This is a genomic window from Novipirellula sp., assembly GCF_041583735.1.
Taxonomy (GTDB): domain Bacteria; phylum Planctomycetota; class Planctomycetia; order Pirellulales; family Pirellulaceae; genus Novipirellula.
In genome coordinates this window covers 1-14,594 of the sequence record NZ_JBFHFD010000162.1, presented here as the reverse complement: position 1 = coordinate 14,594, position 14,594 = coordinate 1, and the positions used below count along the sequence as shown (strand labels likewise).

General features: G+C 56.5%; 11 protein-coding genes. All 11 read right to left on the bottom strand.

Features of this window, described 5'->3' with window-relative positions; all coding sequences use genetic code 11:
- The coding region (locus ABX962_RS14110; protein ID WP_372720440.1) for a GTPase at positions 1–669 on the bottom strand (669 nt) is incomplete at its 3' end.
- A gap of 261 nt (positions 670–930) precedes the next feature.
- Complete coding sequence (locus ABX962_RS14105; protein WP_372720438.1) at positions 931–2,106, bottom strand: AAA family ATPase; 1,176 nt, start codon at positions 2,104–2,106, stop codon at positions 931–933.
- Positions 2,103–3,578 carry a hypothetical protein gene (locus tag ABX962_RS14100; RefSeq protein WP_372720436.1) on the bottom strand — a complete coding sequence of 492 codons (1,476 nt, stop codon included), beginning with the start codon at positions 3,576–3,578 and terminating at the stop codon, positions 2,103–2,105. The genes ABX962_RS14105 and ABX962_RS14100 overlap by 4 nt, the downstream gene beginning before the upstream one ends.
- On the bottom strand, positions 3,575–4,432 hold the full coding sequence (locus ABX962_RS14095; RefSeq protein WP_372720434.1) for a DUF4129 domain-containing protein: 858 nt from the start codon (positions 4,430–4,432) through the stop codon (positions 3,575–3,577). The genes ABX962_RS14100 and ABX962_RS14095 overlap by 4 nt, the downstream gene beginning before the upstream one ends.
- A complete protein-coding gene (locus ABX962_RS14090) occupies positions 4,429–5,448 on the bottom strand; it encodes a hypothetical protein (protein WP_372720432.1) in 1,020 nt (339 codons plus the stop codon). Before ABX962_RS14090 ends, ABX962_RS14095 begins: the two co-directional genes overlap by 4 nt.
- Entirely contained in the window at positions 5,438–6,523 is a 1,086-nt protein-coding gene (locus tag ABX962_RS14085; RefSeq protein WP_372720430.1) for a stage II sporulation protein M, read from the bottom strand. The genes ABX962_RS14090 and ABX962_RS14085 overlap by 11 nt, the downstream gene beginning before the upstream one ends.
- Positions 6,520–7,458, bottom strand: a complete 939-nt coding sequence (locus ABX962_RS14080) for an RDD family protein (RefSeq protein WP_372720428.1) — start codon at positions 7,456–7,458, stop codon at positions 6,520–6,522. The genes ABX962_RS14085 and ABX962_RS14080 overlap by 4 nt, the downstream gene beginning before the upstream one ends.
- Positions 7,459–7,631: 173 nt before the next feature.
- Positions 7,632–10,730, bottom strand: a complete 3,099-nt coding sequence (locus tag ABX962_RS14075) for a PVC-type heme-binding CxxCH protein (RefSeq protein WP_372720427.1) — start codon at positions 10,728–10,730, stop codon at positions 7,632–7,634.
- Positions 10,731–11,030: 300 nt separating this feature from the next.
- Positions 11,031–12,161: a DUF4200 domain-containing protein gene (locus tag ABX962_RS14070; RefSeq protein ID WP_372720425.1), complete on the bottom strand. Its 1,131-nt coding sequence runs from the start codon at positions 12,159–12,161 to the stop codon at positions 11,031–11,033.
- Positions 12,158–12,985, bottom strand: coding sequence for a hypothetical protein (locus ABX962_RS14065; RefSeq protein ID WP_372720423.1), 828 nt, complete (start codon positions 12,983–12,985; stop codon positions 12,158–12,160). The genes ABX962_RS14070 and ABX962_RS14065 overlap by 4 nt, the downstream gene beginning before the upstream one ends.
- 2 nt (positions 12,986–12,987) lie before the next feature.
- A partial coding sequence (locus tag ABX962_RS14060) for a MotA/TolQ/ExbB proton channel family protein (RefSeq protein ID WP_372720421.1) occupies positions 12,988–14,594 on the bottom strand: 1,607 nt, incomplete at its 5' end.

Genomic DNA, 14,594 nt, shown 5'->3' with positions numbered 1-14,594 from the left:
CCGTTTTGAAAACGCGTCGATATCGGCGTCCAAGCGATCATCGTGCTCACGCACCGCATTGATCACCGGGATCACGATACTGCCCTCACTCGCTTCGGCCAGCATGCCGACCGCGACGCTGCGGATTTGGTCTCGCCGGACGACCAACAACATGGCCGAGGCCAGCGATAACGCTCGCGCTGCAACGCCCGCGATCGCACGCCGATCGTCGGTTGAACCGGGCGCGTCGACGAGCATGTAGGTGATGCCAATCGATTGCATATGTGCCGGGTCACAATGCAAGTATTGTTCGTAACGGGGGTCCAGATCGGCGGGCGGCATGGGGCCGATCCAAACGAGTTTCTCGGTCGCTTCGTCCGCGTTGTTGCCGCTGCGAATCGAATTGGCGGCCGACGATTTGCGAATCAATTGGCGGATCAACCACGACTTGCCTTGCCCGGTCGCCCCGACGATCGCAATCACCGAAGTACCACTGCTGCGGTCTTGCAGAATCATTCGCCGTGCTTCGGCGTGGTCGTCACACAGTTCCAATACTTCGCGGCCGGTCGGACTGTCGGCCAGCACGCTGGTGGCCGAATGACGTACGCGACGCAAAAACGTGTCGCCCGGCAGACTGAGCGATTGATGGGGCGCCGTGGAATCGTCGTTTGCAGAGAGAGCAGAGGACACGTCAAATACTTTCAAAATTCAGTTTCATTGGGCGACTTTGTTGGACGAATCTATTCGACGATGACCGAAACGCGGTTCTCATCAGCGTTTGCTAAAACAACTAACTCAGGAAAAAGTTCCAGCCTACCGGATTCGCGATCGCTTAACGGTGATGCGGAGGCAGCGGGACAGTTTTGTGATTCGTGTCTTCCTTTGGAAACTGCAACGAAAGTCACGCACGACTTCCGCTACGGACCTCATTGATTTTCGCCTTTCAAATCACTAATCCCGCGGCACCTCGATCCCTCGCACCAACGCTTGCAGTTCTTCGTCGGTACTGCGTCCTTCGATCTCGGCTTCGGCTGTTAGTTGAACTCGATGACGCATCGCAGGGAGCGTGATCTCCACCACGTCGTCGGGGATCGCGTAGTCGCGTCCTGAGAACGCGGCCAGAGCGCGAGCCGATTGCATCAACGCGATCCCCGCTCGTGGCGATGCTCCGATATGGAACGCGGGCCACGTTCGTGTTGCGCGGACAATCTTGTTGATGTAATCGAGCAAGCTGTCTTCGATTAACACTTGGCCACACAACTGCATCGCTTCGAGCAAGCGTTCAGGATTGGTGACCGTTTTGACCTCGTCACGCAATCGTTGATTCAAATCGACTTGCTGAGAGTGCATACGAAGAATCTCGGCCTCTTGATCCGATGTCGGATAATCGACTCGCAATTTGAACATGAACCGATCGAGTTGCGCTTCGGGCAAATTGTACGTGCCTTCGCTCTCCAGCGGATTCTGTGTCGCCAAGACGAGGAACGGACGTGGCACTCGGTGGCTGGTTCCGTCCACCGTGACGCGGTACTCCTGCATGATTTCCAGAAGTGCCGCATGCGTTTTCGCGGGCGAGCGGTTGATTTCGTCAGCCAGCAACAGCTGGGTGAACACCGGTCCGGGGCGGAATCGAAACTCGCTTCGCTGCATGTCATAGACCGGTGCCCCGGTGATGTCCGACGGCATCAAGTCGGCGGTGAATTGAATCCGACCGAATTCGCAACCAAGTGCCTGGCCGAGCGTTCGCACGAACAACGTCTTGCCAAGGCCTGGGACCGATTCGATCAGAACATGACCGCCTGCAAACAAGGCGGTCAGCGTTCCCAGGACCAATTCGTCTTGACCGACGTACAGTTTGCTGATCTCGGCCGAGATTTCGTTATACAGTTGCTGGATCGGTTGCATCTTTGTCGACCGCGTAGGGGCGACATGCGAAACTGCTGCGTTCGAAGACGCTGCGTTCAAGGACGCTGCACCGGACACCACCGCATTGGGGATCTGGGGTGGCGGCCCGGCTTGGGATTCACTCGCCGAGGGTGGCGCACCGCGATCTTGCATCCCTGGGTCGGTATGGGAATCGGGTCGCGCGGACGAGAGCGGGTCGTTCGAAGGTGGGAGATTGCTCAAGAGTTCGCCGTGATGTCAGAGTCGGTTGGGTCGAGAGGACGCTTGGTTTGACTTGAGGGTTGAGTATGACCGCCCGCGGGCGGATCTGGTAGGCCGGGCGGCGTTGACGATTCAGCGGTCGTGGGGTGAATCGCGGGACGGTGGATTGCTTCGTGCTCGGGTTCCGGAAGCACCCAGGGGCCTTGGGTTTCGCCATGAATTCGCCGCATGTACTCGCTGATGCGGTGTCGGGCAAATTGCTCGCCGCCAGCACGGTTCATCAACGCGGCGACCGCATCCAAATGGTCGCCAAAGCTGCCTTTGACACTATAGCGGACGTGGCGGGCGCGACCGAGCGACGGTAACAGCATCAAACAGATCACCAAGCCTAAGAGTGCCGCATGGACCGTCACCAAACTCATCGGCCACGTCGTCAATAACTCCCAGCCCGACGCCTTCGGGACGCCCGGTTTCGATTCGCTGACAGGCAACGACTGCGGATCAACGCTGATGAAACCGGCACTTGGGGATGGGGTGGACGGTGGCAGCGAGGCGAGGACGAGTTGGTCGGCCAATTCGATGGCCAGCGGTTTTGTAAACGCATAGTTTGTCAGCAGCGATCCGCCAGCGACGACAATGATCTGCGAACCGTTCCAGCGTTTGGATTGCACTTGGGCGACGATCGTCGTCCCGCTCTGGTCTTGTAGCAACGGCTGCAGCGTTACCGGCGTGCTCGTGATCTCGTTATCGCTAACGACGACCGCCGTCGCAGGTGTGGCCGTGGTTCCGGGGGTTGCCGCAGCCGCACCGCCGGTGGTCGTGTTGGCCGATGTTTTAGCGGGCTTGCTCTTGGAAAAGGGCTCGATTTCATACTCGACCGTGTACGAACCGGATTGGCTGGTTTCCGAGCCGAATCGGTTAGCCCATTCGCCATCGAGCTTCGTGATGGGATGGCCGGTGGGCAAGGGAGTGGAGGTGAACCAACCGTTGGAGACGGCTGCATTGCGGATCAGCCGCGATTGGATCCGCCGGTTAATGCTTTTTGCGACGCGTCGACGATACTCTAAACGCTGTTCGGGAGGCGCCACCTTGCTGGCGTCGATCCAGTAATCCGTTTCACTACCGCTGTCGGGGATCACAAAAATCAGGGTGCGGTCGCCTTGGGTAAGCCAGCGATCGATCCAGCGGGTGACGCGAGGGTTAAAGCCATTAAAATGAGTCGGAGTCCAGACAAGGGCGTCGTTGGTAAGCACGCGATTGGAAAGCCGCGAGACATCACGGTGTTGGAAGCCGGCATTTTTGAAGGATTCACGTAGGGCACCAAAGCCGTTCAAACTTTGTTCTCCGCTACGCCCCGATGAGTCGCCATACTTTGTCGATAAACCGCCGCAACCAATGGTCACGCTGATTAGCAGAGACAATAGGATGATCCACGGATTACGCGAATCGCCGACCATGGCCTCGGCATGCGGGCGGGATTTTGTTGGCATCATGCCGCCACCTCGTGATGCGATTGGACGATGCGTTCGAGCGTTTCGTTTTGGTTCCACAGATCGCGGAATTCGGCATCGTTGATCTGTTGGCGTCCAAAATAGGATCGTTCAAACGCGGTGGTGGTTTCCTTTAACAACGAGCCCAGTTCTGGGTTGGCGTTGCGGCATTCGCGAACGTATTTGCCGTTGGTCTTGCCGCGATTGAGCCGGATCAAGGACGAGCGATCGAGCAACAGTAACTGATGAGCGAACAGCAAGATCACCGCTTGGTCGTATTGCCCCAAACCCATTAAGCGGGCTGCTTCGCTACGAAGATTAACATCGGTGCGTCGCAATTCTGCGGGCAAGTGTTTCATTCGTTCGATCGTCTGTTCGTCTGGTCCCGCTCGATCGTCGGTTGCAACTGATTTGGATGCCGCGTTCAAGTCGATGTCTGTTTTTGACAACGCGTAGATCAACGTTCCCACAAGTCCCGCGATGATCGCAGCCAAAAACATCCAAGCAAACAGGTTGCCGAGCGTTAAATCGGTTCCAAACAAACCGGTGGTTGTCGACCCCGTGGCTGTGGGGGCAGCCGCGGGAGGAGGCGTTTTTTTGGCTACCTGTTTAGCCTTGGGCAACCAGCGACTATCGCGGTGTTCGGAATCGTCCACGCTGGTCTGTACCGTGACCGGTACGATTTTTCCTTCGTCGGGATCGAACCAAACCGTTGACGGCAATGCGTTCTCGGCGAACGAACGCTGTTTCGCATCGCTGGCGTCTTGGGCGGATGCCCGAATGCTCAGTTGGCAGATCAAACTTGTCACGACAACAAGCATCACGATGCGGCAGTTCAGTGGATTTTTTTGCATCATGACGCCCCTGGACTGTTTTGCACAAGCGGCTCTGCGGGGGCTGGATTCGCAGGGGCGACTTTGCCTCGGGTGTTGACGGGTTGTTTATGTTGAGGGCGAACCGCCAGTCCGGCCTCTTCGCCAAATTGCCGCATCGCCTCGGCGCGAATCGCCAGTTCCACTTCCCAGCCTTCCAGCCGGATTCGAGTATCCAAATAGTTCAGCAATCGCATCACCACGCTGACGCCGGCAACCAACCATAACGACGCGGGAAACATAACGGTCAAGAAAAATAGATCCCAATCCGGATTGCCGGTCGCGATCACACGAACGAACAACATCGAACATAGGACGCTCATAAAGATCCAAAACAGGATGAACGATGACGCCAAGAATCGGCCTCCCAAATCACTTGCCATCGGTTGATGCAGTGCCTTGCTGCGGCGTGACAGAGTGATATCGGTTACCGATCGACTGCGAAGCGGGCATTGTTCGAGCAATAGAATCTCGGGCATAAAGGGGCGGTTGCTACGCACCAAGGTTGCGGCCACCAAAATGCAAATGGGAATCATGCCATCCCAAAACCAATCCGCAGGCTGTCCTAGGCGAAACAAACAAATTGCCATCGCGGGAATCGCCCAACGTGCGACGCCTAAGACCCACAACCATCGCCAAAAATATTGTTTTGCATCACTGAAAACGCTTGTCCACGTGGGGCGGCTTTCAAATACCGCTTGTCCAAGGTAGATGGTGGTGGCGACGCCCGCCGCCGGTGTCTGCAAGACGACCAACAGCGAGATCCAGCAGACGTATCGCCAAATTTCCGCAACCGCATCGGGGTCATCTGCACCATAGTCGGATTCGGTGATGGGGATCCAGTAAAGCAGCAGAGCATTGAGCAGCGCCCACGGAACCGCACCCACGAAAAAGCCAACTCCAATCGCGGACGGGTAGCGGCGCAGCATCACTAAGGACAAATCACCGATCTCGGACAAGGTTCGGCGGCGAACCACCACATGGGTGCGATCAAGTTGCATGTGTCACTCGCCCCACTGATGCGGAATCACCCGAGTCGGACTCGATCGTTGTCGGTTCATATCGAGCCGAATGCGATCCGTGTGATCGTTTGGGCCACGGGAACCCAAGAATCACAAAGTAAAAACTAATCATGCCCGATGACATGATCGCCCAAGCCGCTTTGAAGATGAACGGCAGCGGGCTGGGAGACAGGAAGCCTTCGGTGAACGCTGCCAACACGAACATCGCGGCGGCGGCGGCCATCACCGGGATCGCTTGGATCGCACTGCGGCGAAGCGAATCAATTCGGTTCAGTCCGCCGGTGCGAAACCATCCGACGCCAAGCCGCAATCCGGCTGCAGCGGACAATGCGATCGCGGTTAATTCAAAAGGACCATGGGCGGTGACAAATTGAAAGAAATTGTCGCCACCGGTCACATCGGGTCTGGCCATGTAGCCAAACGCGACGCCCAAGACGACCGCGTTGTAGGCCAATTTGAACAAGCACGGGATGATCAAAATACCCGAGGCGAAACAGGTCAATCCAATACCGGTGTTGTGATTGATATAGAAACCGGCCATCGACACGTAATGGTCCAGCGAACCATTAAGTTTATGTTCGTACATCGACTCGAGACTTTCCAACTGCGATTCGCCCATCACCGCATTGGCAAAACCGGGGAACTGCTGTTCGTTGTACCCCATATACATCGCGAGCGTGAACAGCCCGAAAAACAGTATCGTGGCCACTCGCACACACGAATCTGCAAAGATTTGCCGCGGAGCTTCGTAGAACAGGACATCGACCCAAGTGGACGGTTCAAATTGGTTCGCCCGATAGAGTTGATTGTGCGCTCGAGCAACCAATTGGTGCAGGTAGGTCACCGTGTTGGGAGGCAATTGGTAGGCGTCGGCCAGCGCCAAATCGGCGCAGGCGGCACGATACAGCGACGAAAATCGTGCGATCCCCTGGGCGCCGCGATGTTCAGGACCACCCGCGCGATCGGTGCGTCCACGCGATTCCATCGCATCGCACAACGATTCGAGTTCGTTCCACTGAACGCGACGCTTGTCTAAGATCGAGGCAACATTCATGAGCGAGCCCGCATCGGTGTCAGAGGTTGGTTACCCGCAAGGACTTGGGTTGGCTTGTTTGCGTCTTTCGCCAAGGGGCTGAAGTCTGCCAGATTTCCCAGGTCAGGAAGCTCGCCCGTCGCGTCCGCGAGAAAGGTTTTGTAGTAGAGCGAATACATCAGCAAGTCGGGATCAATGTCGTTGCGAAATTCGAACCGCTCGATCAACGGGATCGTCAAGTGTTTGGCGATTTCGCGTCGACGTGCCGGAGTCAGATAGTGGCGGCGCTCGGCATAGATCGCCAAGGTTTTTGCCATGCTTCGCGAGACGCGATAATCGGCGGGAATGAACGATGCCAACGCAGGCACTCGCGGGTCGTCGACTTTGGCAATCGGCAATCGCCAACTCCGCTCGTCCACGATCACCATTGTGCCGGCGGCCAAGTCACCAAGCCGTTGCATCCGACGGGTGAAGATCATCGATAACAAACAAACCATCGCAGTCGGAATGATGAAGGCAGGTGGCGCGTCTTCGGCACCAAGACTTGATAGCGGGGCGACGGGCAAAAAGTCAGCGATCCGCAACAGGTTGCGAATCAACGCTCGTTTGCCGGTGATCGGTCGGCCTTCGATATCGATGACGCGAATCCCGGTGGCCCATTTGCCGACCGTTCGCCCATTGAAATAGGTCTCCAGCGTGGCTCCGTAAAACCAGCTGACTACGAAATTTAAAATCAACGCCCCCGCACCGATGAACGGTCCGAAAAATCGCAAATCGAGAATCGCGCCGGTGATCAACATCAGCACGACGACGCCGATGATGACGAGCCAGCGGATGGCAACGTCGATTAAATACGCCGGCAATCGGCGAAACGGACCCGCCAACTGATAGTTAAAGGCGATGTTCTCCGGCGTCACTACCGCGATCGTCGTGTCGAGTGCAGCAGGGACGCTCATGCGTGGGCTTGGGGCTCAAAAAAAGTTATTCGAAATGTGCAGTTCCGCTCACCAACCATTATCGCGTGTAGCCCCCTCGTCGTGCAACCACGGCGAGGTCCGAATCGCCTGTTCCGAACCATTTTCGCGATCAACCAATTTTAGCGGCCACCATTTTCGTCAACTTTGATCGATTACGGCAGCGCGACTTGGGAATGATGGCCGAGGTACGAAAACAAATCGTGGATTTCACGCTGCGATAACGTGTCGAGTAACCCTTCGGGCATCGGCGATTTTTCAGTTACCTTTTGCAGTTCCACTTCACTGCGAGGGATTGTCATCTGCTCGGTCGCGGTATGGATCGTTACGGTTTGGTCGGATTGGTCGGTCAGCAGCCCGTTGATCACGCGGCCATCATCGAGCAACAGGATCGTCATTCGATAGTTCTTGTCCACTACCGAACTGGGGTCGATGATGTTGGACAACAAGTAATCGAGGTTGCTACGGTTGCCACCCGACAGATCCGGGCCGACCTGGCCTCCTTCGCCATACAAGCGGTGGCAATTTTGGCAATGCTTTTGAAACAGTGCCCGGCCGGCGCTGCGATCCGCTTTGGACAACACGTCGGCGGACAATTCGTTTTTCAGTTTTTCGATCAACCGTTGTTTGTCTTCCGGCGATTCACGCACCTCGCCCCAAACTTCGCCAATCCGCTGGTTCAGCGCCGGGTCGCCGAGGCTTTGGATTTGCCGCACCTGGAACGCCGACAAGTCGTGTCGTGGGATCTTGCCCTCGCCAATCGCATCGAGCAACTCGCTGGCGAACGATTTGCGTGACGACAGCAACGACACAATCTGAGGTTTGTCGGGACCACGGAATCGGTTGTACCCCGATACCAGCGTCGCGGCGACCTTGGGGTCGTCAAACGTTGCCAGGCCTTTGGCAGCTAACACATTCATACGAGCATCGTTGATCAATTTTTCGCAAACCGGTCTTAGCTCTTTGCTTTGACTTTGGATCAACGTTTGCAGCGCGGCCAATCGTGTTTCGAAAGAGACCGGTTGGTTTGAATTCGTCGCGGATTTACCGAGGGCGATCTGGATGACCTCGTCCATGGCGCGGCCATCGCCAAACACCACGCTCAATTCGCGAATCAGCGGGCGAAGTTCGTCGTGGTCAATGCGAACGACTTGGTCCCATGACTTGGGGCGAGTCGCGGACGCCCAGCCGCGAAGCCCGTCGCTGACGCCGCTCAAAACCGCGAGTTGAAAGTCGCGATCATTGCTTTCGGCTGCCTTCGTCAACAAAGCGTCAATCGCAGCGGGAGCCCGCGTGATTTCTTCGGCTAAACAACGCGCAATCAATTGCGTCAACCGAGGTTGTTGGCAACGGATTGCCACCGATACGAGGTCGTCGTGGTGACCTTTTCCGAGCGGCATCACGCCGTACCAGATCATCAGCGGAATGTTGTGATCGTCGGCATCTTCGATTCGCATTGCCAGCGGTTTAGCAAGTGCGGCACGCTGCTGCGGTGGTAATCGCTGCAGTGTCGACGCCAGCGCTAAACGGACCGCGGCAGAGGAATCCGTACTCGCCATCGCGGCGAAACGCCGGGTCAATGCTTTGGAGGTTGCCGAATCGGGGGCGGGCAAACGCGATTTCCAATCCACCCCCATCACATCATCGATCGGCCACGTCTCGCTCAAGAGCCGAATCGCCCAAACGCGAACATGTTCGTGGCGGTGGTCCAACAATGCAGCCAAGTCGTCGGGCGTGGTGGCACCGCAGGCATGCAGCGTCAACAGTGACTGCACCGCAGTCGATTCGCTGGTGTCGTTCGCCGCAAAAATTTGACGTAGTCGCCTTGTTGCCGCGGTGATGTCTTGCCCCGCATTGGATCGTTCGATCAGCTCCATGCGAGCTTGACGACGTTGCCAGCGATTGCCTGGTAAATGAGCGTTGGCCAACTCGGATAGCGACCACAGTGCAACATCGTTTAATGAAGCAGCCGTTTTCGAAGTGGATTCGTCGCCGTAGCTGATTTTGAAGACGCGTCCGCTTTCGCGATGCACTCCGGTGTGTTCGTGGCATTCGCCGGTATCGCTCCAATCGATCGCAAACACGTTTCCGTCGGGACCGCTGCTTAGGTCCATGCCGCGAAACCAGGGATCTTTGGCGAGGATCATATCGGGCTCGTGCCGCAGTATGTAACCGCTGCCGTGTCGCTCAATCCGTTCTTGATTGGCGCGTCGTCCATGGAAGTTGAACGTCAACAGTTTGCCGACATAGGCGTCAGGCCAAGAATCGCCTTGATAGATCAACACGCCGCAGTGAGCATGGCCGCCGCCGTAATCGTTCGCCGCACCGTCACGCGACTTGGTCCAGCTCTGCCCCGTATCGAAATGCCAATGGTCAGCATGCATTTCGATCATCTCATAGGCACGCCGGTTCGGATCGAGCGTGAAGGGACGCGGGAAATGGGCACCCGGAATCATGTGCCATAGATGGCCGTTGACGGTGTTGCAGAAGAACATTTCGCCGACGTCGTTCCAGTCGTGTCCCCACGGGTTGGTCGTTCCGGCAGTCAAGACTTCGGCGATTTCATGTCTGGGGTGATAACGCCAAATGCCTCCTTCGAGTGCTGGACGCTGATCGCGAGGCGTCTCGGGTTTTCCGATGCGTCCCGGACAAGAACCGCCGCAACGACCGTACAGCCAACCGTCGGGGCCGAAGCGGATACCGTTGGCAAAGTTGTGATAGTTTTGCTGGGCTACATCGAACCCATCCAGCACGACTTTGCCGGGACCATCAGGAACGTCATCGCCATCGGCATCGGGAATGAAGATCAGCTTTGGAGGGCACATCAACCAAACCCCACCATGGCCGACTTCGATTCCGGTCAACATTTGCACGTCATCGGTAAAAACGGTGCGGCGGACGCGATTTGGCGAAGACGCTTCCCCCGCTTCGTCCTGGTTGGCGGGATCGAGAATGACGACCCTGTCACGTAGGTCAAGCTGAAAACGTTGTTGACGTTCCGCGTAAGTGAAATTTTCCGCGATCCACAATCGTCCGCGCGAATCCCAAGCCATCGCGATCGGGTTCATGACATCAGGTTCGCATGCAACCGCCGTCACTCGAAACCCGTCGGGGACCGTGAACGTTTCGGCAGATTCAGCAGCGGTCATCACCGGAGCGTCTGCGAGCGGTTCCGTATTGAACAGCGGAGGAAACTCGGCGTTGGCTATCGAGGTCGCCAGTAGAAGTATTCCGAGCAGCAGAAAGCGATGCATCAGCCAGTTTCCTTGTGCTTATTTCAATTCTTAGTCGCGACAGCGACGGCAGGGGACGACGTCGCCTGCCTTGCAGGCCTAGTCGCGAAGCGACGACAGGTGTCGAATTCCGGTGGTCCAATGACGCGTACACCCGCGTTTCCTGTCATCGCGTTGCGACTTGCTTCGCTTTGGTTTCCCAAACCTCGGACTGGCGTCCAGGGCTACTGCCTGTTGTCACTTCGTGACTAATCCAGTCGCGAAACGCCGAGGCGAAAACAACTCGAAAAATGGCCGCTTTCGCTACCCAGCTCACGCATTCTAGTCGATTACCGAGGCGGGTTTTGGTTTCGGCGCATTCGGGTCAGGTGGGTTTTTGGGTGGCGGTGGTGGCGGGCCGAGCCGGATGCCGCCGTCAATGTGAGTCGTGTAGACCCAATCGGCTGGCTGCGGTTCCCAGCCGGCGAGGACACCTTCGTCGCTGAACAGTCCTCGAGCCGCGACGTAGACATCAAAACTGTCTGGCAACACGTGGAAGCGTCCGTAGTACTTTGTCGTGTCGAGTTGGCTGAGCACGTCACGGCGAATTTTCGAGCGTGGGTTCAGGATCGCCGATTCGTTTGCACCACGACCTTCGCGAGGGATCAAGCGGATCCGCGGCCACGTTTTTGACTGGACGAAATACTCGACATCAAAGAATTCGTCCTGGTCCTTTAGCTTCTCATAAAACGCCGTGAATTTTTCAGGATCGATGCCAGCGGCAGGGTCACGGTCCAAACCGCCACGCTGGATGATCGCCTTGGCTTTTATTTCGGCTCGCTTGCGAAAGAACTCGGCATTGACCGGATAGACCAAGTTGTTGACGCAGATAAACGTCGCCTCTTTCGTCCCCGGCGGTGCCGGACGTGGGTTCGGAATACTGACTTTGATGTCCGGTGCCGCTTGCCGCCGAGGCGTTTTGTCGAGGATCGCTTCGAGTTCCGCTTTCCGCTCAAGCGACGTTGCGATCAATGTCTGCATTTTCTCGCGTTGCTCTTTGGTATTGGCAATCTCGGCCGCCTTCTTTTCTGCCATTTCACGATCCGATTGGATCTTCATGGCAAATTCGTTCATCTGCTTTTTGCGATCTTCAATGTTTTTCTTGCGTCGGGCTAGCAGTTCCTTGCTCTTTCGCAGTTCCTCTCGCTGCGCATCGGCATCGATGTCCAAGGGGTCCACAAGCATCCGATTCAGTTCAAACGCCTCCTGCTTTTTCTGCAGCAATTTCTTTTGCAGTTCTTCGACCTGAGCCTCGTCGACTTGGGATTCTTCGGTAACGCGTGTCACGACCTCCGCGACACTCATTTGCGTCACGATCAAGACAAGCACCAAGATTCCGACGACATTGGTCATCGTATCAAGCAGCGAATCCAAGCCGCCGTCTTCATCATCATTGCTGGGTTGGCGTTTCATTGTTCACGCTCCATTTTCTTGGAAGCCGCAAAGGCACTCAAATCAATTCGCCCTTTGCCAACAACCGGAATCTTGCCATTGCGGATTCCACGACTGTCACAAATCTTCTTCGCCGCACGAAAGACCGACAATCCGTCGCTGCGGACTAGAAATACGATCGTATCGTCCTTGCCATTGAGTGTGGTTTCCAACAGCGCAATAAAGTCCGCATCCTTGGCCATTTCGCTTGCACGCATTCGTTTGGGCGGCTGTAAGTGATGCATCACGATCGCCCCTTCGGTGCACTCAACAAAATGCGGAACAAAGTTCAATCCGCTGCCTTGCGGCAACACCGTCACGTTGGACTCGGCAGCGTCGGCACGCTCGGCCGCTTCACGTTCAAGCTGCGCCAGTTCCTCTTGCAACGCTTCGAGTTCCGCTTTCATCTCGCCCGCGGATTCACGTTCCTTTTCACTGAGTGTCGGGATGACAATTTTGACTTTTTCCTGTTCAGCGAGCTGTTTTTCGATCTCCTCTTGCTCCTTTAGCAATTCCTCGAGCTGCTCGAGTGTGATGTTGAGCAACTTCTTTTCTTCTCGCAGTTGCAAGCCGGTCGAGTCGGAAACCTCGATTTCCCGCCTCAGTTCGGCGACCTCTTCGAGAGTTTCGTCGAGTTCTTTCTTGGATTTTTCGTACTGTTCGATCTGGGCAATGTCAGGCGTGTCGGTTTGTGCGAGCGCAAGCGTAGCGATCATCATGGTCAGCACCCCAATCACGCTGGCGATGATGCTGAGAAACGGAAACAGCGAGATGTCGTCGTCGGAGGTTCTTGGTCTGCGTGCCATGATTAACCTCGCCCACGTGCCCGGGATTTTTTGCCAAACCATCCGTTGCGGCTTGTTTCGGGCTGCACCGCGACTTGCTGAACGACCACTTGTTGGTCACCGAGTTTGTCGAGTACTCCACTTAGACTGGCCAAACCTGATTGCACGCCGGACAGATGATTTGAGAGCGACGTGTTGGTTTGCGAGAATGTTTCGTTGACGTGAGTTTGCAGCGTGGTGGTTTGTTCGGCCAGCGAACTGAGTGTTTGCTGGATCTTGTCCGCCGCATTTGCCATCTGATCCAACTGGGCTTGCAACCGAGCTTGTTGGTCGAGCTGTTGCTCGTGCAGCACGTTGACATGTTTTTGCTGTTGTTCTTCGATTCGCTTGTTGACTTTGTCCCAGCCCGCTGAAACCTGGTCGGTCAGATGGGTGCCGATCGTATCGAGTTTCGAGAGCCACTGTTCCATTTCGGCATGATGCGTGCCTAGCGCCTGTTCGACCGCTTGCCGGAAAACGTCGGACTCACCGCCGCCTGCGGTTGCACCACGCTCGCCGCCCCCTTCGCGTCCATCGTTCAGTCGACGCAGCAGGTTTTCGTTGCAATACTCGTCCACGTTGGTGATCACATCCTCTTCGCTTTTCTGCAGTGCCGAAGCGGGGATTTTCACCAACATACTCATGATCAACGCTAGCAGCGTGGTGTCAAACGCGGTACCGAGCCCGCCGAACACGTCCTGCAGCGCCGCCTTCATCGCATCCATGCTGCCGCCGCCACTGAGACTGGACGCCAAACTCGCGACCGCCGAGCTGACCCCCATTACCGTCCCGATGAACCCGAGGATTGGTAGTGACCAGATGAACACTTTCAAAATCGTGTAACTGCCCGCCACATTGTTGGCATCGATCGCCGATTGCGACTCCATCATTGTGACGGTTTCGGCAGCACTTTTACGGACACGAAAATGTTCGATCCCACGGACCACGCGGTTGACCAGGAACGTATCGCTGCTGGCTCCGGGAAGCTCGTTGATGTGCAGGATAAAACGGTCAATGGAAGCGACCGTTATCTCCGGCGAAACCTCGGTTGGCAACACGTCCAACAGCATCGCGTCCTTTTGCTTTTTCAGATTCAGCCACTTCAACCCCAGGATGGCAATCGCCCAGAACATCAGCAGCGTTGTCGGAAAGGGGACCGGTCCGCGCTGCCAAAACAGTTGGCCAAACGCACTGTCTTGGATCGGGTAGGTCACGCCGTACCACAGCACCGCCATGCCACCGCCGATCAGAAAGCTGAGCACCAAGCTAACGTCGCTACTGGCCGAATCACTGCTGCTGCTGAACCAGCTTTTTTCGCGTCGACGCCGTTTGACTGCTTTCTTGGCCGGAGCCGCTGCGGGTGCCACTGTTGTTTGGATTGCCGGGGTAACGGCGCCCGCAGGCTCGGAGGCGATGTCCGCTGTGGTCGTCTTCGCACGCGGTTTGCCGGATGCCGGAGTCTCGCTGATCTGGATGCCTGGGAATGCGGGTTCGGGTTCCGGCGGCGCGGTCTCGGGAATTCGCACCGTCGCTCGGCAATAAGGGCAAGCGCGACTTTTGCCAGCCAGACTTTCGGAAACCTTCAGCGATT